Origin of the sequence: Paraburkholderia hospita (assembly GCF_002902965.1) — a bacterium.
Classification (GTDB): domain Bacteria; phylum Pseudomonadota; class Gammaproteobacteria; order Burkholderiales; family Burkholderiaceae; genus Paraburkholderia; species Paraburkholderia hospita.
The window spans coordinates 3,240,477-3,262,151 of record NZ_CP026105.1; the positions used below are offsets into that span (position 1 = coordinate 3,240,477).

14 protein-coding genes are annotated in these 21,675 nt (G+C 56.0%); 10 read left to right on the forward strand and 4 right to left on the reverse strand.

Annotation, left to right across the window (positions count from 1 at the left end; translation table 11 throughout):
- Positions 1-22 precede the first annotated feature (22 nt).
- Positions 23-1,147 carry a glycoside hydrolase family protein gene (locus C2L64_RS14720; protein WP_244144563.1) on the reverse strand — a complete coding sequence of 375 codons (1,125 nt, stop codon included), beginning with the start codon at positions 1,145-1,147 and terminating at the stop codon, positions 23-25.
- A 479-nt stretch (positions 1,148-1,626) separates the two neighbouring features.
- Here C2L64_RS14720 and C2L64_RS14725 point away from each other — a divergent pair, with 479 nt between their 5' ends.
- Together C2L64_RS14725 and C2L64_RS53235 are read left to right on the forward strand one after the other, a co-directional pair.
- Entirely contained in the window at positions 1,627-2,757 is a 1,131-nt protein-coding gene (locus C2L64_RS14725; RefSeq protein ID WP_090837673.1) for an MraY family glycosyltransferase, read from the forward strand.
- 492 nt (positions 2,758-3,249) lie between these two features.
- Positions 3,250-4,314: a GNAT family N-acetyltransferase gene (locus tag C2L64_RS53235; RefSeq protein ID WP_176133854.1), complete on the forward strand. Its 1,065-nt coding sequence runs from the start codon at positions 3,250-3,252 to the stop codon at positions 4,312-4,314.
- Between the two features lie 185 nt (positions 4,315-4,499).
- On the opposite strand, the gene glmS is transcribed toward C2L64_RS53235, so the two are convergent.
- Positions 4,500-6,317 (reverse strand): glutamine--fructose-6-phosphate transaminase (isomerizing), encoded by a 1,818-nt coding sequence (gene glmS, locus C2L64_RS14735; protein ID WP_090837670.1) that lies wholly within the window; start codon positions 6,315-6,317, stop codon positions 4,500-4,502.
- 524 nt (positions 6,318-6,841) lie between these two features.
- Here glmS and C2L64_RS14740 point away from each other — a divergent pair.
- From C2L64_RS14740 to C2L64_RS14770, 7 genes are all read left to right on the forward strand, one after another.
- On the forward strand, positions 6,842-7,969 hold the full coding sequence (locus C2L64_RS14740; protein ID WP_158660519.1) for an ISAs1 family transposase: 1,128 nt from the start codon (positions 6,842-6,844) through the stop codon (positions 7,967-7,969).
- Between the two features lie 753 nt (positions 7,970-8,722).
- Positions 8,723-9,802, forward strand: coding sequence for a GNAT family N-acetyltransferase (locus C2L64_RS14745; protein WP_158660520.1), 1,080 nt, complete (start codon positions 8,723-8,725; stop codon positions 9,800-9,802).
- Positions 9,803-9,864: 62 nt separating this feature from the next.
- Positions 9,865-11,130 (forward strand): hypothetical protein, encoded by a 1,266-nt coding sequence (locus C2L64_RS14750; protein ID WP_090837665.1) that lies wholly within the window; start codon positions 9,865-9,867, stop codon positions 11,128-11,130.
- 80 nt (positions 11,131-11,210) lie between these two features.
- The gene (locus tag C2L64_RS14755; protein WP_090837662.1) at positions 11,211-13,133 is read left to right on the forward strand and encodes an acyltransferase family protein; all 1,923 of its coding nucleotides are present in this window, start codon (positions 11,211-11,213) and stop codon (positions 13,131-13,133) included.
- Between the two features lie 212 nt (positions 13,134-13,345).
- Positions 13,346-14,083 carry a class I SAM-dependent methyltransferase gene (locus C2L64_RS14760; protein ID WP_090837660.1) on the forward strand — a complete coding sequence of 246 codons (738 nt, stop codon included), beginning with the start codon at positions 13,346-13,348 and terminating at the stop codon, positions 14,081-14,083.
- 730 nt (positions 14,084-14,813) lie between these two features.
- Positions 14,814-15,986, forward strand: coding sequence for a GNAT family N-acetyltransferase (locus C2L64_RS14765; RefSeq protein WP_090837658.1), 1,173 nt, complete (start codon positions 14,814-14,816; stop codon positions 15,984-15,986).
- A 1,258-nt stretch (positions 15,987-17,244) separates the two neighbouring features.
- On the forward strand, positions 17,245-18,465 hold the full coding sequence (locus tag C2L64_RS14770) for a hypothetical protein (RefSeq protein WP_158660521.1): 1,221 nt from the start codon (positions 17,245-17,247) through the stop codon (positions 18,463-18,465).
- A gap of 557 nt (positions 18,466-19,022) precedes the next feature.
- Here the strand turns inward: C2L64_RS14770 and C2L64_RS14775 are convergent.
- A complete protein-coding gene (locus C2L64_RS14775; protein ID WP_090836913.1) occupies positions 19,023-19,571 on the reverse strand; it encodes a transposase in 549 nt (182 codons plus the stop codon).
- Positions 19,568-20,029, reverse strand: a complete 462-nt coding sequence (locus C2L64_RS14780; protein ID WP_090836916.1) for a helix-turn-helix domain-containing protein — start codon at positions 20,027-20,029, stop codon at positions 19,568-19,570. Before C2L64_RS14780 ends, C2L64_RS14775 begins: the two co-directional genes overlap by 4 nt.
- Before the next feature lie 470 nt (positions 20,030-20,499).
- Between C2L64_RS14780 and C2L64_RS14785 the strand changes: the two genes are divergently transcribed.
- Positions 20,500-21,660: a glycosyltransferase gene (locus C2L64_RS14785; RefSeq protein ID WP_090836919.1), complete on the forward strand. Its 1,161-nt coding sequence runs from the start codon at positions 20,500-20,502 to the stop codon at positions 21,658-21,660.
- Positions 21,661-21,675: the final 15 nt, after the last annotated feature.

The following is a 21,675-nucleotide window of genomic DNA, read 5'->3' on the forward strand; positions in this document are numbered from 1 at the left end:
GGGCCGATATGCGTTCGGCCAATCAACTGATAATTTTGAGCCCCTCCATGATGATCTTCGGGCCTCTTATGACGTCATAGTCGTCGCTTCTCAATCGCCGCATGCGAGAGCCGACCCACGTCGATGAATTGACCCTGATCGAGCCCGTCACAACATTCCCGTCCAGCTTGAGTCCCGATATGTTCAGCGGCGCCACCGCCGACAGTTCGTCACGATGCCCCGAAATTTCGATGTTGATCAGCTTGGCCTGCGGGCCGACAAGTGCCTGCAAGTAGATCAGAATGCCGGTGCGGCAATGTCTGGTCACAGGGTTAACGACACGGATGTTGTCCAGTACGTCGAGATTGCTGTTCGGCTCGATGTCGAGGCCCGCCGACGGCAACGTGCCGCCTATCCTCTGCCAGACCGGTCGTTCGATCAGTATGTTCGAGCCGCTGACGATCGAGACGCCCTGCCTGCGGCAGTCCGACGCGAGATGATCAAGGACAGTGATATGACTCGAGGTCTGACCTTTTCGTTGGTAGCTGTTGGCGATATAAATTCCATCTCCCCAGCACCCAACGGTCACGGGTGAAATCAGGGTCACGTTCGAACTTCCGGCGACTGAAATTCCCATGCCGTAGCCGTCGCGATCCGCTTCATTGCCCGCTTTGTTTAGATCTTTCTTCCCGTCCAGGACCGCGCCCTCGACGACGACGTCCTGAACGTCCCATATACGTAACATTTGATAAGTTGCCTGCTCGTGCGGCAGCAGCGCCAGGGAAGCACCCGGCTCAAACCGCAGTCGGCTCCCACTACGCAATTGAAGGCCGCTTGCATCGATCCGGCTCGCCCCAGTCAATAGCAAAGTCTTGCCTACGGATTGGTCGATTGCCCTCTGCAGGTTCGTCCTGTCGTTCGACTGGCCATCACCCTTCACACCAAACGCCTTGTCGACGACCGTCGGCGTCGAGGCTTGGCCTACGGCTGCTGCGAGTCGAGGCAAACCTGCCCCATTAACAAGAGCAACAGATGCTGCCTTGAGCAGGCCACGCCGCACGCCACAAATGGATGAAGCCCCGCCGTCTGATTTACGAGCAGACGCCGGCCGCAGCTCTCCTGCGGTGTCGTCGGAACGGCACGGCTGTAGCGAGTTATTGGAGTGCACGTCTTGCTTCCCCCGAGCAGAACTCAATCCCCCGACGAGACTGAGTTGAGGCCGTACAACGCCGGCCAGCGCATGCAACTGGAACCATCAAAGACTGAGTCGTCGCTGGCGTACACGTACTCTAGCCGATAGAGAAACAGAAATTCTGTTGGCAGCCGCGATTTCATTCATTTGTGTTGGGTACCTCACATATGAAACGGTGACGTAGCCCCGTTTGCGTATAATCGACCGCAACCCAATGCGATCGCCCGAGTTCGATTTTTTTGGCCGAATCGTTGTGTTTGTTTCCGCATACTTGCCCATTTGAAGAGGGAGCTTTTCCGCCTATCATCAAGCTTCGCGAAGCGCCATTCTTCGGCTGTAGTGCGAACGAGAAATGGTCTCGATAGACAACGATATAGTCACTATTTCGTAACGTTTTTTGATGGTGACTCGGTCATGTAGAAGTTCGAACCAAGCAGATTTCCCAGGCGAACGTCATGCTCAACCTAATCTTAAGTTTTGTGAGTTGTTTCCTGATCACCTGGTTGATTGTTCGATACGGCTCGCAAGTCTGTCGCCTTTCTCTGGACTGGGATATTCATTCTGTTCAAAAGAATCATTCCCGGCCCATCCCGCGCATAGGCGGACTGGCAATCGTTCTCGCAACAGGTATCACTTGCATGATCGGTGCAGTCTTCGGGGGCAACCCGAGGGCGGAAACAATGCTGCTGTTGTCGGCCAGCGCGCTTCCGTTTGCCAGCGGTCTGCTTGAGGATCTGACCAAGTGCATTTCGCCCCGTGCGAGACTACTCAGTGCTCTCGTGGGTGCCCTTGCCGGTACGTGGTTGCTAAACGCAGTGATCATCAGAGTTGATCTTCCGCTGATCGATAAAGCGCTGCTTTTCTCGCCGTTCGCCGTGGCGTTCACGTGCATATTCGTCGCTGGCCTCTCAAACGCTGTGAACATCATTGATGGAATGAACGGCCTGTCGTCTGGTGCTTCGATTCTGATATTCGCATCAATCGGTTACGTTGCGCACGACGCGGGCGACTGGTTTGTGATGAGCGTTGCTCTGACGATGATCGGCGCAATCCTGGGTTTTGTCGTATGGAACTACCCGATCGCATCGGTATTCATTGGGGACGGCGGGGCCTACTTCGTCGGCTTTGTGATGGCCGAACTGCTCGTCTCGCTCGTGGTGAGGCATCCAGACGTGTGTGCCTGGTATGCCGCTAGCGTCGCTGTTTATCCGCTCTTCGAAACCGTATTCTCCATTTATCGACGCCGGTTTCTCAAAGGCTGCGCTGTATCGCAACCAGATGATTTGCATCTGCATACCCTCATTTATAAGCGCGTTACGCGCCATAGCTGGATCGCTGCAAATTCCCGCGAGCGTGCCAACGCACGCACTTCTGTTTATCTGTGGCTGCTGTCGATGATTTCGATCACCCCCTCGACTTTCTTCTACAAGAGCCCGGCGGTGCTTTTTCTCGCGATGATCGGTTTCATCGCCGCCTACCTTCTCTTGTACCGCCGTATTGTCCTGTTCAAGACTCCTCGCTGGATCTTCCCTCATCAGAAGCATCCGGTCGAATCTGCTACAGCTAGAGAAACGAACAATCGCTAGAGCCTGTGTCGCCACGAGCGTCGCATCCAGCTATCAGAATGCACGAGCCGCCTTCCACAATAGAACGGAATAAACCATACGACTGCATTTGCAGGTCGGGCGGCATTTGAGCTGATTCACGCGTTCCAGTGAGTTTCCGGCCACTATTTCGGCTTACTCGTTAAACACCCGATAAGTGCCAGGTTTACTGCATACGCGATTCGGGTGTATCGCGATTATGGATGCGGAATGACGCCGTTGTATAACCGCCTGATACGCGTAGCATCGTTAATCGCCCGGCCTGAACTTAATATTCAAACCGGGCTCAAATGCCGGTTCTAAGTCACGTGTGTCAGCTCATTTAAACGAGCTAGTAAGATCAATGCAGGCCAGTATTTCCAGACGATGGCGGAATAAGGAGAGAAGACGATGGCATTAGCTACAGACGCCATATCGTTTGAGGTCGTGCGAGATATCGAGCGTTTCCGCACGCTTCAACCTGAATGGAACGAGTTGTGGCATGCAGCCGATGGAGGCTTCGCCGAGCATTTCGGCTTTTGCCACGCCAGCCTGATGGCGGAAGACCCTGGCTCTCCGCGCAAGCTGCACTGTCTCGTCGGTCGGCACACTGGTCGCATCGTGGTCATCTGGCCGCTGCTCGCGTACCGGTACAAATTGTGGCGATATCTCACGCCCCTTGCACCAGAAAACCGTTCGCCCACCAACATGCTCTTGGCACCCGAATGCAATAACGAAGCGGTCGTGAATTTCGCATTGAACGCGGCAATCAAGTCCGCGCGTGCCGACGTGATCGAGCTGTGGCGTGTGCCGTCTGACTCGCTGCTTTGTCAATGCCTGAAGCGCCATGCAATGACGCGCCGCGAGACGCACGAGCGCACTTACTTCGCGACCTTGCGAGGCGAGACCGACTGGGATTCATTCTGCCGCTCCCGCCCCGGACGAGACAAAAATCCGGACTACGCAAAGCGCAAGCTTGCAAAGCACCTCGAGTACGACATCGAATTGCTTGACCGAAACGATGAGCGCGCCGCATCGATCGTCGACTGGCTGGTTTTGAACAAACGCAAATGGGCACAAGATAAGGACATCGACAGCCGATGGGTGTCTGGCGAATCCAGCGGCAAATTCTGGCGCGACTTGATGGTGAACGAAACGTACGAGCCCGGTATGTTCCGGCTTTTCGCGCTCTTGCATCAGGGAACCCCACTCGCCGCGCTGATTGTCGGCGTCGGCCATCGACGTCTGTTCTTCCTGACCGTCACGTATGACCTCACACATGCGAAATTCTCGCCGGGTACCGTCATTCTGGACGAGTGCGTCAAATGGGCCTTCGATCATGGGTTCGATGCGGACTTCACGCCTGGTAACGAGCCATACAAAGTGTCGTGGAGCGGCAAGCAGTCGTATCAGACCTCTTCGATTCTCGTGATGGCGAGCGCATGGGGATCGCTGGGCTATTCGGCAAAGACGTTTGCCCGGCAACTCAAGTCTAGGCTGACCGGCATGGCGAGCCGGGGTTTGCCAGCCCCGAAGGGCGCCGGGGACGTGCCGCAGTGACGGCTCGTGGAGATTCAAGCTCAACCCGTCCGCTAACCTCTACGATACGTGCCGCGTCGGCAATCGAGTTGGATCGTTTAGTGTCGCCTAAGTGACATGGTTGCTGATTTTCGCGGCGCAAACCAGCTTTACCGCAGGCGCATGCTTGTCCAACGGCTCGCACAAACATCGCTCACTATTACCGCCTACTCCACCGTCACCGATTTCGCCAGGTTTCTCGGTTTGTCGACGTCGGTCCCGCGCGCGCAGGCCGTGTGATAGGCCAACAACTGCAACGGTACAACGTGCAGAATCGGTGAGAGTGCTCCGTAGTGCTCCGGCATGCGTATGACGTGGATTCCGCCCTCGCTTCGAATGTGCGTATCGACGTCCGCAAATACGAAAAGCTCACCGCCCCGTGCCCGTACCTCCTGCATGTTTGATTTGAGCTTGTTCAGTAACGCGTCGTTGGGCGCGACGGTGACGACAGGCATCGCTTCCGTGACAAGTGCGAGCGGCCCGTGCTTCAGTTCGCCAGCCGGGTACGCTTCGGCATGAATGTACGATATCTCTTTCAGTTTTAATGCGCCTTCAAGTGCAATCGGATAGTGGAGGCCGCGCCCCAGGAAGAGCGCATTATCCTTGCGCATGATGACCTCCGACCAGGCGATGATCTGAGGTTCGAGAGCCAGTACGCTATTCAGTGCTGCGGGAAGATGACGCAGCTGAGCCAGGTATGCGCTTTCCTGTTCCGCATCGACATGGCCGCGCATCCGGCCTAGCGTCGCTGCAAGCAGGAAAAGCGCTACCAGTTGCGTCGTAAACGCCTTGGTTGATGCCACTCCGACTTCTACGCCCGCGCGGGTCAAAAAAGCGGACTCCGTCTGGCGCACCATCGCGCTCGTCGCCATGTTGCAGATAGCGAGGGTGTGCCTGTGACCGAGTGATTGGGCATGTCTAAGTGCGGCAAGCGTGTCTGCGGTTTCACCCGATTGAGAAATCACCACGACCAGTGCTCTCGGGTTCGCTACCGAGTCACGGTAACGATACTCGCTCGCGATTTCCACCTGCGTCGGGATCTTGGCGATTGATTCGAACCAGTATTTCGATGTCAGTCCTGAATGGTAACTTGTGCCGCACGCGAGAATCAAAAGGCTGTCTATCCCTGGAAACACCTCACCTGCGATTGCGCCGAAAACATCTGGGGTCAACGCGTCGGCCTGTGGGACAGTGTCCGTGATCGCACGCGGTTGCTCGAAGATTTCTTTCTGCATAAAGTGACGGTATGGGCCGAGTTCCGCCACGCCGCCATACGCGGCCACAACACGCACCGTGCGCTCTACGATCCCGCCTTCGCGGTCGGCGATCGTGATCTCATTGGGCGCGAGTTCCACCACGTCGCCCTCCTCAAGATACACGAACCGTTCAGTCGAACCCGCGAGCGCCAAAGTGTCCGAAGCAAGGAAGTTCTTTCCGTCGCCGACGCCCACGACAAGTGGCGATCCTTGCCGCGCGCCAACGACAATGTGAGGCTGTTCCTTGTGCATCACTGCGATTGCATACGCCCCGTTCAATTGCTTGACCGCGCTGCATACGCACTCGAACAGATCGCCGTTGTACATGCTATGTAGCAAATGAGCGATGACTTCAGTGTCGGTCTGAGAAACGAAATCGTAGCCCTTCGCGCGTAACATCTCACGTAGCTCTTCGTAATTCTCGATGATCCCGTTATGCACGACTGCAATGGCATTGCACGAGAATATCGGGTGCGCGTTGTCCGTCACCGGTGCACCATGTGTAGCCCATCGCGTATGCGCAATGCCCGTGCAGCCTTCGAGGCGAGCTTCACGAACCTGGTCACGCAGATCGGACACGCGTGCGATGCTGCGCGCCCGGCGCGGCGAACCGTCCGATAGCACAGCTACGCCACACGAGTCGTAGCCACGATATTCAAGTCGGCGCAGCCCTTCGACGAGCACCGGGACGATGTCTTCGCGCGCAACCGCGCCGACAATTCCACACATGATGTCCCCCCTTTCCTATCCGCTCAGATCTCCACCTGATGCCTCAAGGAAGAGATCATTGGCTCGTCTATAAGCTGGCTTACCAGGTCGCCAAGGCCGACTGGCGCGTAGCAGTGACGCTTCAATCGTATCGCCGCCAGGCGAACGACTTGTGCCTTCATAGTAATGCGTTGCCGGTGTTTCCGAGGACCTCAATGCACTTACGTCTGTGACCTTTCGAACATATCCCAAACAACCCATGGATCAGCGATCAACGTACCGCCACTCCTACGAAGAAAACCACAAGTTGCTCCGGGACAACGCGGGTTTCGCAACGGCGGTCTGCAATCCGGTACTACGCAAAGCGCCTCTCTATCGCGCTGAGGGACATGTCAATGACGCGGGTTTCAGGGCCCGGGGAGGCCAGGGTCGGAGCGTCAAAACCCGTTTACAAGCAATGAGTTATAGCAACGGGTTGTAAACTTGGCGAGAAAGGCGTTTACTTCTGGCTTTTCAGAGTAGCGCAAATGAGCCCGGGGAAACATTTGATCAGTCTGCTGTCGGCGATAGAAGATCCCCGCGTCGTGGGACGAACCTGGCACAAGTTGATCGACATTCTGTCGATTGCGCTGTTCTCGGTGCTGGCCGGCGCACAAGGGTGGGACGAGATGGAAGAATGGGGTATTGCCAATGAAGCGAGGCTTCGGCAATACCTCGAATTGCCCCATGGCATCCCGGGGCACGACACCATCCGACGGATCTTCGAGGTGCTTGATCCGAAGCAACTGGATGCGTGCCTGTTGAATTGGGTGGGTCAGGTGTGTCCGGACCTACATTCGGTCATCGCGATCGACGGCAAGAGTGTGCGTGGCTCAGGCTCGCACGCCAAGGGTGTGCGTGCCTTGCATAGCGTGACGGCCTACGCGAGTCTGAGTGGGCTGGTGCTGGCGCAGCAGCGTTGCGAGGAGAAGTCAAACGAGATCACTGCCATTGAAGCTCTGCTGCCCGTCCTGTCGCTCAAGGGCAGCCTGGTAACCATAGACGCCATAGGCACTCAGGTGGCCATCGCCCAGGAGATCACTGAGCGTGGTGGCGACTATCTGCTGGTCGCGAAGGATAACCAACCGAGCCTGGCTCAAGCCGTTGAAGACTATATGCGAATCGGCAAAGCCCACGATTGGGCGCACATGAATCCATCGATCTTTGAGACGCTGGATAAAGGGCATGGTCGCCTTGAAACCCGCCACTGCGTCGCCGTGGCGGCGCCGGACTATCTCAGCGAACTGCACCGCTGGCCCAAGCTTAAGAGCCTGGTGCGCATTGAGCGCACGCGCGACATCGCGGGCCAGGTCAGTTCGCAGACGCAGTACCTGATCAGTTCCGCCGCACCTGACGCCAGGTACTTACTTGAGGCGAGCCGCATGCACTGGGCCATCGAGAATGGCTTGCATCATTGCCTTGACGTGACTTTCCGCGAGGACGCCAGTACCGTGCGCCTGCGCAACGCGACGGCCAATTTTGCCACCTTGCGCCGTATCACTTTGAATTTGCTGCGCATGCGGCCCGAATCCGGCAAGAAAAAGCGCAGCGTGGCCGCACGTCGCAAGGTCGCCGGCTGGAATCCCGACTACTTATTCGAGTTACTCCAGCTCACGACACTACAGAGAATTTGATGCTCCGGCCCTGCCGGGGAGGCTCGCTGCAGGGCACGCACCGCCGCGCGTGCTACTATGGCTCATCCGTCTGCCACGCTGCAGGTGCGGATGGTCCATGACTGTGCGCTTGGTCGCCGAAACGAGGCTGGCCATCATTCAGGTTTAGCACCTATGAACGTAATATTGATCATCGGCACGGTCGGCGTGCTAGGTGTACTTGCCCTATCTATTGTTGCGATTCTGGATGTCCTGGCCGACAACGGTCGCCGGTCCCGTGCTCGACAGCGACGTGGACACCGTACACAACGGGAGCGCGAGAATAGACCGGTCAGCCATGTCAGCAATCGCACCACCGATTGACGACGACGCTCGTCGATCTGGCTACCCTTCGTAGCAGGCCGCCGCGTTGCTACTCCTCCAGCTAGATGGTTCTATCGTCCCTATGGCGAACCGTTGCCCGCGTTTAATTCAAAGCGGTAGTCCGTGGCGTGGGAATGTCTGTCGCGGATGAACAAGCTCGGTGGGCCGTCGCCGTGCGCGCCGAACACTGGCGCGGTCGTGTCGCCTGAGCTCCACGGCGTAAGCGACCTGAGAAACGGCTCTCCGAAGTGTTGCCCGTAACTCCCCACACCTGTTACCCATGTCTGCGGCCCATACAACTGCTGCAGATAGGTGGCCTAGCCAACAGATCGAAAAATCGCGATGTCAGACACTTGTGCCCCGAGGTACAAGGCCTCGCAGCATCTCTTTCGTGGTTCGGGGGACGAAAAGATGGACAACGAGAGCAAACTGTCGCGTCGCGCGCATGCCGGTTGCGCAGATTCGAGCGGCAAGACAACGGATAGCGGACGTACGCACGCCAAAGGCGAGCTTGCGTCCGGACTGTCCGAACGTTCGATCTTTCACGAACCATGGTGGCTCGAAGCGGCTACGAATGGCGCCTGGAAAGTCGCCGAAGTGAAGCACGGCAATACCGTTATCGGCGAGATGCCCTACACGTTGTCGAAAAAGGCGCTGTGGCAAATCTCCACATTGCCTCCACTGACGCGCACTCTCGGACCGGTCATCAGGCCACATCAAAGCGTTGCGGGCGAGCGGGAATGGAGCCAGCGTCTGGGCATCGCACGCGACCTCATAGCGCAACTTCCCAGATGCGCATGGTTTCATCAGCTAATGGATCCACGCGTTTCCGAGGCAGAAGCGCTGGCATTTCGCCTTGAGGGTTTCAGCGTAAATGTCGCTTTTACGCTTATTGCGGATTGCTGGACGGACGAGGCGACGGCATTTTCGGCATTGAAAGGCACCACTCGTACCGCAGTCCGCAGAGCGCAAGAGTGTCTTACTGTCAGATCGATTGATTCTGCGAAGGAATTTCTGGATTTCTACAACGCCAATCTCGCAGCACGCAAGCTCGAAAATGTCTACGGAGCGGCGACGATGGACCGCTTGCTCCATGAAGTGATGAAGCGTGAAGCGGGTACGCTGATCGGCGCTTTCGATGCCAAAGGCGCACTCGTTGCCGGTAGTGCAATGCTGTGGGATACCCGGGCCGCGTACTACTTCCTTACCGCCCGGCGTCCCGACGCTCACAGCGGCGCGGTCAGTCTCATGCTGTGGTCAGCGATGCGTATCGCGGGAGAGCGGGGCCTCATTTTCGATTTTGATGGTGTTTCAACACCCGGCATTCTCAAGTTTCTTGGTGGATTTGGCGGCCGCCTCGTGCGGCGCTTCGAAATCGAGCGGACGATGCCCGTCTATGCCGCCTTGCGCACGACCCTGCACCGCGCGCGGGCGATTACTACCTATGCCAGGCCGGCGCAGGCGACAGCCGGCGAACCCCAGCGCATTTGAGCACATGGACACACGAGAATGCTCGCCGTTTTATTCGTGCTGACAGGTTCCCGGGAACGCACATGACACGTCATCTCCGCTTCATCGTTCTATTTTTCGGGTTGGCCTTATCGTCTCTGGTCAGTGACGGTGCCTACATGCAGATGGTGGGTGTCGTTATCTTGTGCCTGTACTGCGTATCGTGCCCGGACCTTCGCCGGGGACTGCTCGAGCGCAACACGGTCTTGACGATAGTTGCCACGATGGTAACCATCACTGCCTTCTTCCTGTACTTCATCGCCTTTACTCCGCCCAACTGCGCGCCGCCATTGGTAAAGTCCGGCCTTAACAACTATATTTTTCTCGGCCTGGTTACGCTTTATGTAGCGTGCTTTTACACAATTATTAGAACAGAAGCCGAGAAAGCTATATCGGCACTCGCCACGTTGATTGTTTTTAATGATCTGATCCTGCTGTTACAGACGGTGGTTCTTATTGTCAGTAAAACATATATCGACCTTGTTGAACCCGTTACGGGCGAGATGTCGAGATACCACAACTATGAGAACCTCAATCCGGTGTTTGCCTTTCGGCCTACCGGTCTGTTTGTAGAACCCTCGACATTCAGCGCGGTGGTGGCTGTGATGACGATCGGCTATGTCCTCTTGAGCCGGGCCCAGAACCGCGAGCCTCACTTCCTGCCGGTGATTCTTTCCATCATCGCGATGCTTATCACACAGTCGACCGCTGCAACTATCCAGTGCGCAATACTGCTCGTTGCGTTCACGGCAAACAGAATGAAGTCGACGCGGGTCGTCATCGCCGTCCTGTTCGTCGTTGCACTGGTGACCGTGCCGTCATTCCTCGAAGCGTATCTCAATAGCTTTACGACCAAAATGAATGAATCGTCAGAGCTACGCCTAGCCTTGGTCGATTATATATATTACGGCCGCAGCGGCTGGGACTGGCTGCTTGGTTATGGTCCGTTCGCTTTGGAGGATTCGCTCTACCGCTTGACAAGGACCGATGGAGCATTTCAGGTCGCTTCACTCAATGATGCAGGGTTAATGCAATATTTCGTGGTTCGCTTTGGAATGCTTGGCTTCCTTATTCCCCTTCTCTTCTTCATAAGGATAAGGAAAGATCTAAGCCATCTGCTGTTCCTAGCGGTATTGATGTCAGTCAAGCTTTCATATGCAGATCCGATCCTATACGTTGGGCTGCTGCCGCTGCTTTTGCACTCGCCCATGCGCATCGATTCCAAGAGCCGGAAGCCTGCATCTCAGCCCATCAATTCTCTTGATGGCATCCAGTTGCGACATCGACCGTATCCACCGCAGCAGAGCTGAGAATCGTCACGCCCGCAATAGAGAAAGGCGAAAATGGGCACGCCATGATCGCTTGAACGGAGCGATTCCGGGAGGTTTATATGAAGTTTAGAAGCGATATTAACGGTGTCCGTGCCATCGCCGTATTGATCGTTGTGTTTTATCACTTCTCGGTGCCTCACTTCGCTGGCGGCTTTGTTGGCGTTGACGTGTTTTTCGTCATATCCGGCTTCCTGATGACCGACATCATTTTCAGGGGCATCAACAAAGGATCTTTTTCGACGCTGACGTTCTACAAGTACCGTGCACGTCGAATCATCCCCGCACTTGCGGTACTTTGTTTCGCATTGCTCGTCTTTGGATGGATCATTCTCCTGCCCTCAGAGTTTCGTGCCCTTGGTAAAGAAACGGCAGCGAGTATCGGATTCTTTTCCAATATCGCGTTCTGGCGCGAAGCTGGCTATTTCGACGTTCGCTCGCTCGATAAGTGGTTGTTGCACACCTGGTCGCTGTCAGTGGAATGGCAGTTTTACATGCTGTATCCACTCGTGCTCGTCCTGTTGACAAACTGGCTGCCAGTCTTGCGGGTACGCAGGTGGATCATCGCTGGAACGGTTATCTCCTTCGCCATCTGCGTCTATCTTTCTGCACCAACGAAGTGGCCCACCGCGGCCTTTTACCTGTTGCCCACGCGTGCATGGGAAATGCTCGCGGGGGCTCTGGTCTACTTGTACCCGATACACGTATCCGCACGCGCCCGCGTTGCTCTGGAGCGGACTGGTCTTTTGCTCATCGCCTTTGCGACAGTGACCTTCAACGCGCGTATGAGCTGGCCCGGATGGTTGGCGGTAGTACCTGTTCTGGGCACCGCGCTGATCGTCGCAGCTGCGCGGGACGATTCCAGCGTGACCGGTTCCCGGTTCGCACAATTCATCGGCAAGATATCGTATTCGGTGTATCTGTGGCATTGGCCGATAGTTGTCTGGATTAGCTACTTCGACAGGTCTGCAAATCCAATATGGGTGGCGAGCGGCATCGTCGCCTCGATGATGCTCGGCTATCTCTCGTGGAAGTTCGTCGAAATGCGTACGCATGGGACGACTTCAGTCCGCAATCTATCGATGCGCTTTGTTCCACTTCGCGTGACACTTGCATTTGCACTGGCGACATTTGTCGGTGGCGGAGTGGTCTACTACCGGCAGGGCATGCCCGACCGCTTCGATCATTCGGTCTACGTCGCCGACCGCGAGACATATGACACCAATCCGGATCGCAGCGTCTGCCACATGCTGCTGGATCCATGCGACGTGTACAAAACGCAAGTGAAAAGCCGTGCCGTAGTCATCGGTGACAGCCACGCGGAAGCGCTCGCCGAAGCAGTCAACGCAGCGGTGCCGAACGGCAAGCGCGGCGATGTCATTCTGATCGCGGTCCAGGGGTGTCCAACCATTGAAGGCGTGCGCCGTGACGACGGCGCCTGTCTGGAAGCCAACCAGAAGTACCTTGGTTTGCTTGAGAAGACTTCTCCGAAGATGCCGCCCGTTGTTATTGTGAATCACTGGTCTGAATATACGTCGGGTAATAGCAGGAACAAGCTGTCTTTCGTGGATGCCGGTCATCCCAACGGCAAAGCGACTGCGTTCTCGATGGATCAGTACAAAAAGCACTTTCTCCAGACGATGTGCGACCTTGCGAAAGTTAGACCAGTCTATCTTGTCCAACCCGTTCCCGAATTCGATGTGAACCTTCCCACCGCCCTTGCACGTGAAAAGATTGCAAACCCGGCCGCCCCGGACGTGACCCTGGATGTCGCCGAGTACTACAAGCGCAACGATCGTGTGCTCGATCTGATGCGTGAAGCCCGCGACCAGTGCGGTGTGCAGCTGCTCGATCCAACCCCCTACCTCTGTCCTAATGGAAAGTGTCTTGGCTCGTACCGCGGCAGACCGCTCTATTCAGACATGCATCACATGAGCGAATACGGGAATAGATTCCTTGTGCCAATGTTCAAGACGATATTCTAGTTGTCATAGTAAATCGTGCATCCTTTATGTGAGGTAACGAACATAAGTTGGAGAAATCGCGACGACAAGAAGCATTTCCTTTTACCTTCTCGCGTAAAGTACCCGGGGATAGACCGGTGTACGTCGCTCGGACGCATCAGCGCAGCCTATCTTTGAGTCACGGTTGCTGGCAGCGAGTCCAATCGTAGTTTCAGTTCGGATGGGGTAAGAAAATGAACAACTATGAGTTCTGTGTTCAGTGGATTCTCGATCAACGACGCGGAAATAATGTCCGCGTTCTCGATTATGGTTGTGGTGCCGGGCGAATTGTCAAAGACTTGCGACTGCAAGGTGTCGAAGCATTCGGATGCGATGTATTTTACGAAGGCGCAGCTTACTCTTCATTAACTGACCTTACATCGACCGATGGCATCATTGTAAAAATGGAAGGCGGAGCCATCCCATTTGAATCCGCTTCGTTTGACTTTGTCATAAACAATCAGGTTATGGAGCATGTTGATAACCTCGACAATGTCCTGGCTGAAGTACGGCGGGTTCTAAAGCCAGGCGGCAAGGTTATCAGTCTCTTTCCCGATAAGGGAGTATGGCGTGAGGGACACTGTGGAGTCCCTTTTCTTCATTGGTTTCCGAAAGGCAGCCGCCCAAGAATCTACTATGCAGCGGCGTGCAGGGCCTTCGGTCTCGGCTATCACAAGCAGGACAAAAATGTGATTGGATGGAGCCAGGAGTTTTGCGAATGGCTTGATAAGTGGACTTACTACAGACCACGCCGAGAGATTGACGCGACTTACGATAAATACTTCTGTGACGTTGTGCACATCGAAGATTATTGGCTGAAACTACGACTTGGAGAGCGGAAAAAAGCTGCCACTTATTTGCCCGCATTTGCACAACAGCTTGTTGTGAGAAAGCTGGCCGGCATGATTTTCGTCGCTCGCAAGCCGCTCTGACGGTACTTTTTCCAATTTGAGAAATGGCTTCGAACGGCGCTGCGCTCTGACGAGCAAGTCGCGGGGTGAATGAGGGTCTTTTTTCCGATGGCGCAGACGACGGTGAGCGCCGTCGATCATCCCCGACTTGCTGGTCGGTCGACTCTTGCTGCACGCATAGTCTCACGTGGCAGCGGTTTCCCACAACCACTATGACTACGGAGATCGGCGACGATTGCGATCGAGCTCTCGTGGCTGCTCATTGTCCATTCGTTGATCACCAGATGGCGTCCGTCGGCTAACGTGACGACCTGCTCTTCCCCGAGTGTTAGCTTCGGTCCGGCGTCTGCACAGATACACTCAACCTCGCTCAAGCTCCACATTCCGTGGTCCCGTGCGCACGCAAAGCGATTCTCGCGCACATCGCATCCCGCGTGGGTGCCGTCCTGCGTTCTCTCAATGAACAGTTATCTAAACTATTTCTTTGCTAGTGTTTGCTCGCGTTGAATCGCCACCTTGACTCATTGTTGCGTCGCAATTGGGCCGCATACTTAGTCGGGCTATTTATGCCACATCGTGGATTCAACAATGCGACCAGTTACATTTCCTTCAGTAATCCTTCAAATGTGCGCGAACGCACCGCGCACGCGCAATTCGGGTTCCCTCCAGTTTCGGCACGTGCAATTATGAGCGTATATGTATCGTCATAAGTTGGGTAAAAGCAAATCAATCTGGCTCACTCGAGGCACAGATGAGGGACTCCGAATTGCAGTATGAAATCGTCACTGATGAACAGAAGCTACTTGCATTGAAAGGGGAATGGGACGATCTTTTGAAACGTGCGAATGGCTTTCACTATCAGTCCTTCGATTTTTGCTGGATCGCATGGCAACAAGTCGCTCGACCCAAAGGGCGTTCCTTGCGATGCATCGTATTGCGTGACAAAGGCAAGCTCGTATTGGTCTGGCCGCTGGTCGCTCATAAGCGATTTCTATGGACCTGTTTGTGTCCGCTGTGTCCGGAAGCTGCCGACTATTCAGATTTGCTTGTCGATCCTTGGGCACGGAGTGCCGAGTGTGTCGAGAGCGCCTGGCGCGTTGCAATGCGAGAGTGCGGCGCCGACTTTCTACACCTTCCGTTTCTGCACGAGCGCACGCACCTCTACCGCATAGCCTCGAAGGCCGGCCCGCTGGTTATCCAGAGACGCAGCGACTCTTACGTAGCTAAGCTCAGTGAGGAATGCGCAGGTCGTGATTGGGCATCGTTCAGCGATTCACTAGGGCCACCGCACGGACGAAAGCCCGGTTCCATTGCGCGCCGTCTGTCTAAGAAAGGGCACCTCGAATGGAAGTTCATCGATCCGTGCGACAAGTCAGCAGTGGCGTATGCCGTCGATCTCATGTTCGAATGGAAGCGCCACTGGAGTGATCGTGTCGGCAAGCGCGGGCCCTGGCTCGATTCGGTTCACTACCGCAACTTCCTCGTAGAGTGGATATCGTCGCAGTCGCCTTCGTCGCGCGCGCATCTGCTCATGATTGCACTCGACAGTGTTCCGATCGTGTCGCTGGTCTTTTGCGTCAGCAATAACCGCGTGAGCACGGTGATCGGAAGTTTTAACGAGGCATATGCGAAAAGCTCTCCCGGACTACTTGCTTTCGAATATGTGGTGAAGTGGGCGTTTGACCGCCAGTACGATGTCGACTTCGGATCAGGCGCGGAGCGATACAAACAGTTCTGGGCGCGCGGCAACGTGACAAACGTATGGACACTGCGGACCGTCGCTTCATGGTGGGGACGTATCGGAATGATTGTGCAACGACTGCCGTTCGAGGTGAAGCACACTACGCGAGAAGGTACTTTTGCGGCCCCATCATCAACAGCCAGCGCGCGTTACGCAAGTACCGGGAATTCACACGAAATATGACAGACTCGCGGCAAGATGCGCGGCAATAGAAAAATTCATGCAGGCGCACGCGTAATCGCTATGCGGCGTGTGGCTCCCTTCGCGTCGACTACAAAGGGACGCAACGATTTCACTAGATTTCGTTCGCCGCGCCAGACCAATCCGCACATCTGACCCTCGCCGAAATTTATCTTCCGCGCACTGGGTTGTGCACTTTAATCGAGTACCATTAGTCATATAAATTGGCATTCTTCTTAACATTTAAATCGTTACAAAATATTTTCCGGTAAGGGAAAACCCACCCAGGGTAAAACAGCGCCGCGAACTGAGGTGAATGCCCAAGGCTGCGGGCTCACTGCGCTTGGCGACTGAGCCTTTCACCAATCGCTTTCTAGTTACAATCAGTTACGATTCGGCGAGCGAATCACTTTGAAAGGTTTCGTTGGAGTAGGAAAATCCTTCTCGACAAATCGGCGTCACCCGACGGCATTTTCCAAATTTGCCGACAGAACCAACCACCGTGAGAGTCCATCCTTGTGATGGGCCGTTACAGATTGAAGACGTTGAGTCTTGATATCTGTGGCAGTAGCGCTTTTCCTTTCCCCCATACGGCCGCCTTTGGCGGTCATCCGGTGAGGAGTGGATATCGCGTCCATACGGCTCTCACTCGCTCGCTTATCGCGAGCTTCGCCCTCGATCGTCGCGTTGACGGTCGACCGCCTTTTGACCCACGAACGTTTGTTCGTACAAACGCGCCCGCAAGGGCAAGGCCAATGAATCTTTTCCTCAAGAGAATCACCAACACTCCTCCCTCCAGCCACCCAGTCCTTACACGTCGCGCGATGATCGGTGCGGCGCTCATTGCCGGTTCGCTCATGCTTTCCGCCTGCGGCGGCGATAATCCATCGGTTGCGCCCCCTTCCGCGGACACTCAGTCCAAGGCTTCCCCGACAAGCGCGCCGTCCACCGACGTCAACGCGAACGGCCAGTCGCCGGCGTAGCCAGCTCATAGGCGCCTTTTCGCCAGAGGCTCGTGAGACGAGCCGTCGACGCGCGGTGAAGGTCGCCCGATACGTGTAGCAGCTCGAACCCATTGGGAGAGCTTCACGATCTCCCTCTGATCCTGGTAGTGCAATCCAAAGGCTTTCGTCGCTAAACAGCACTTTGCTGCGCGGAGCATTTAACGCGCCACATTAAGTACTACTAATCGCGTCGAATGTGGTTGATTGTCACAGCCCAGCTCATCTAGCGAGCTGCTTGCCGATTTCATATTCACATTTTGACCAAATCAATGAGACACATTAGGTACTTCTTATTTGTTCTGTTTTCACTGACCTTCTTTTCCGCAGCGCATGCAGCGGCCAATCCGGCTTCGGTTACCGTCAACGGCGTCACCTGGACGAAGTGTGCCGACGAGCACGGCACCTGCAGTTTCTCTGGCACGCAGAGCGTGCTCTATGGTGCATGGCCTCCGAACTCGCCATCGGCCATGTACGCAGTGAATGGCCCCTACAGCAGCAGCGTGCCGTGTAGCAACAGCGCGATGGCTGATCCCGCTACTGGTTACATCAAGGCGTGCTATGTGAAGTCCACCACGACCACGTCGTCGGCTACCCAATACACGCCGCCGGCACTGGTGAATCCGGTGAACCCGATCACCTATGGCGCAAAGTGCAATGGCTCGACCGATGATACGGCTGCGTTCCAGAAGGCGATCAATGCGGGCGACGTGCTGGTTCCTGCCGGCACCTGCGTGATCAATGGCACGCTCAATGTGCGGGTGAGCAACCGCCACATCCAGTGCCAGGGCACCATCCTGAAGCGGACCACGGGTTACAACATGCAGATGTTCGTGATCGGCGACTACAAGAACGCCTATACGAATGACAGTATCGTTGAGTGCAATTTCGTGGGCGCAAACACCGCGGCCCCGCAGTACTACAACAATGACAACCGTCACTGGGATATTCCGGTCGAAACGACCGGTCCGGTAAGCAACTTCTTCCTGGCAGGCAACAGCTTCAAGCAGTTCTTCGGCCAGTCGATGTTCCAGACCTACGGCGCGCCCAATGGCGGCAGTGGCGACAAGATCATCTACAACACGTTTGCAAGCTGCGGCTACTATGGTCCGGTGTTCGTTGCTCACACCAATGGCTACATCGGCCATAACACGGTGACCGACTGCGCGGTGGGCATCGAGAATGACAACACCAGCCAGGCTACCGGCCACAACGTGATCGAGTACAACACGATCAAGGCTGTGTACGGCTATGGCGCACCTGACATGACGTCGTCGGTGATGCTCACGGGCGGCGTGGCGGCGAGCGCCGACTACTCGACCAACATCGTGCGTAACAACACGGTGTCGGGCACGAGCAATGCGCAGGGTTTCCGTGGCGCCAATATCCCCAGCCGTACCATCATCGGCAAGAACTGGGGCATCAAGGCGGCGCAGTATTCGAACAACACCTGCGTGACGGGTTGCTCGGTTACGCCGTAATCAGGCGAGTTCTTCCGTGCGGTAATGACGGGTTATTGCACGGAGATCACATAGCGCCCGGAGCGGCTTTGCCGTGGCCATCGCTTCCCCGGCTGGGCAATACGTTTTGAGGTGCTTCGGCAGCCCCGGCTCCAACCGGGGATTGCCACGATTTGCTGATGCGTAGCAACGATTCGAAAATGGCAGAGGATATTTCCTCTGCCATTTTTTTTGTGACACAACCGACTGCTTACGGCACCCGCTCTTCCAGACTTTCTTTAAGGGACGAGACTGGGTGCCATATCGCGAATCCGCGTCACATGACGGAACCACCTGGTCGAACGGCCCGGCCGTCTCTCAAACTGCGGGCGAGGCGGCTTATATTGCGAAGTTTCTATATCCGATGGACTGCGCAATCCCACGCGTCAAGGAATGGTATGTCATAACGTTCTGATTGGGCAGCCGCCGATGCCGCTGCAGGACCAGATGGAGCGCCTAATGCGCTTTGCTATGCCGTCGCCCATCCGCCGGCCTGCAAGACGAATCAAGTTACGGAACACGGACTAATGTCTAAGTGTTCACGAAAAATTAACTTGGAATTTCGAACCATATCCGTTGAGCAGAATTTCCAGCTCCGCATCGATGGTTCCTTTCGTCCACGTCGCGAATCGCCGCCAGTGGTACTTGAAGTGCTTCCATACGATCTCAATGAGATTCAGTTCGGGACTGTACGGCGGCAGATAAAACAGGAGTGCTTTGTGTTCGATGAACCAGCGGTCCAGTGTGACCTGATCGATTCCGTAATGAAGGCTCGCATTGTCGAGCACGATCACGGTCGGTCTACCATCGCCGTGACAAATCAGGTCATTGAGAAAACCCTCAACGTGAGGCCCTTTGACCGTATGGCTGGTTGCTGCATGGACGAAACTGTTTTCAGCGAAGTTCAGTGCGCCCATCACATTGCGTCGACAATGGTGGTTGGGCTCAATGGCATGGGGCAGTCCACGTGGTGACCAGCTACGCTGCACAGGCGGTGATCCGCAAAAGCCGGCCTCGTCGAAATAGAACAGGCGACACTGGCCATCGCGCGCGGCGACCTGAAGCTTCTCAAGCGTGGCCTGTTTCATCTCGAACTCCTATTCATTGCGCTTTTTTTCAGCGAGAAGCGATTGCGCTTGAAAGTGAAGCCCGCACGCTTGAGGGCTTCACCCAGCGTTTCTATCTTGCAGGGCAGCGCCTGGGCTTGTGCCTGCTCAACGCGTCCAGCTATCTGGGCCAGGGTAAGCGGCTCTGCCCGCGCAATCTCCAGCGCGACAGCGACCACGTCATCGGGAAGCGCACGCGGCCGACCGCCGTTGTGACCGCCCATGAGCGCGCAAACGCCCCCAATACGCCACGCGTGAGCCCAGTTGTAGACAGCCTGGTCGCTCACACCGAGGGCTTCACAAACGACCTTTGGCTTATCCCCGCGAGCGAGCATCAAAAGACCGGTGGCGCGTCGGCGCGTGTTCTTGAACCGGTGATTGATCGCCATCTCCTGCAATGTGATTTCCTCAGCCTTCACAAGGTTGACACGGCATTTCATCGACACCTCGGTACCAGGGAAAAATCCAGGTTACCGAAATCCAAACAGTTTTGCCAGGAACACTTAAGACGATCTCAACGACCTGAGTCTGAGAAAAAGTTACTGCTAAATCCAATAGATCAAAAAAATACTTAATCAATTCATTTCCAAGGATACTTCTGGTTAATCGGCGCAATGAATAAAAAAATCGTGCCACTATACGAGGGCATTAGCCTTTGAATGGTTGCCGCACCGGACAGCTCGAAACCCTTATCCGGCCGTGCTCGGCCCACCGCAGCGCCGCGCGTCGCCCGGCAGGACGGGACGCCGAGCCATTCCCTTCAATATTAGAAAAATAGCATTTTCCGGACAATAGCGGCTTCTGAGCAGCCGATTTCAGCCAATGAATCCGCGTAGCCGATTTATCTGTAGCATAATTCGATCGCCCCCTAATCAACAGCGCTTCACTCACCTGAAAATGGGTTGATCCGGTGACCGATAAACTGCTTACCGATTGGAGTACTGCGTCGCTGGGCAAGAGCACGACGGCCGACATGAAGCGGACCGTGTTCTACGTGCAGCCGTTGATCGCCCACTACCGGATGGAGGTCGTCGAGTCGCTGAACCGGCTCTTTTCCGTCAAGCTTTTTGCCAGTTCGGCAGGGATCGAATCGAACGGTTTTTCGCGGGAGAAGCCCGCATGCGAGGAGTTCGTCGAAACGCAGATCAGCCACGTCTTTTCGCCGGGCATCAACATGCAGTGGGAGGTCGTCGGAAGAATCGTGCGCGAGCGCCCCGCTGCCGTGCTGATATTCGCGGACATCCGCTATCTGTCGCTCTGGCTCGCGCTGATGGCTGGCCGCGCGATGCGCATTCCCGTCCTGATCCATGGTCAGGGCCTGTACCGGCACGAAGACGACGTCGGCGTGATCCGCACGCTGTGCTACCGGATCGCCGTCGCGCTATCGACGCAATACATCTGCTACACCGACGCGTCCAAGCGTTCACTGGAAAGCGTCGGTTGTCCTTCCGGGAAACTGATCGTGGCCGATAACTCGCTGACCGTCGAACACACCGTCGATCCCGCCGAAAAGTCGGGCAAGGAAACGGGCATCCTGTTCCTTGGGCGGCTGCGCGACGACTCGAACGTCGGCGCGCTGATCGAAGCCGTCGGCCGTCTGCGCAGCGAGGATCATCAGATCACGCTGCATCTGGTCGGCGGCGGCAAGCACGGCGCGCAACTCAAGCGCGTGTACGGCGACCGCGACTATGTCATCTGGTACGGACCCGTGTTCGACGAAAGCCGCATCGCGGCGATCAGCCGGCTTTGCCGCATCGGCTGCTATCCTGGGGCAGCGGGTCTGAGCGTGGTCCACATGTTCGGGTTGAGCCTGCCGCCGCTCGTTCACGACGAGCTACAGCGGCATATGGGCCCCGAGCCGGGCTATGTCGAAGAAGGCAGCACGGGGTTCTTCTATCCGCGCGAAGGCGGCGTCGATGCGCTCGCGGGTACGCTGCGACGCGTGTGGACGATGTCGCCCGAAATGATGCGCGCGGCGAGCACCGCAGCCTATTCGAAGTATCAGCAGCTGAATTCGCCGACCCTCGGAAGAAAGCTGGCCGAGATCGTTCGCGCGTCGCTGAAGCCTTGATCGAGGCATTTCGCG

Coding starts and splice junctions, on each gene's coding strand:
- C2L64_RS14745 (WP_158660520.1), top strand. CDS start 8,723: ATGGACAACGAGAGCAAACTGTCGCGTCGCGCGCATGCCGGTTGCGCA.
- C2L64_RS14750 (WP_090837665.1), top strand. CDS start 9,865: ATGACACGTCATCTCCGCTTCATCGTTCTATTTTTCGGGTTGGCCTTA.
- glmS (WP_090837670.1), bottom strand. CDS start 6,317: ATGTGTGGAATTGTCGGCGCGGTTGCGCGCGAAGACATCGTCCCGGTG.
- C2L64_RS14760 (WP_090837660.1), top strand. CDS start 13,346: ATGAACAACTATGAGTTCTGTGTTCAGTGGATTCTCGATCAACGACGC.
- C2L64_RS14780 (WP_090836916.1), bottom strand. CDS start 20,029: ATGAAATGCCGTGTCAACCTTGTGAAGGCTGAGGAAATCACATTGCAG.
- C2L64_RS14755 (WP_090837662.1), top strand. CDS start 11,211: ATGAAGTTTAGAAGCGATATTAACGGTGTCCGTGCCATCGCCGTATTG.
- C2L64_RS14765 (WP_090837658.1), top strand. CDS start 14,814: ATGAGGGACTCCGAATTGCAGTATGAAATCGTCACTGATGAACAGAAG.
- C2L64_RS14725 (WP_090837673.1), top strand. CDS start 1,627: ATGCTCAACCTAATCTTAAGTTTTGTGAGTTGTTTCCTGATCACCTGG.
- C2L64_RS14775 (WP_090836913.1), bottom strand. CDS start 19,571: ATGAAACAGGCCACGCTTGAGAAGCTTCAGGTCGCCGCGCGCGATGGC.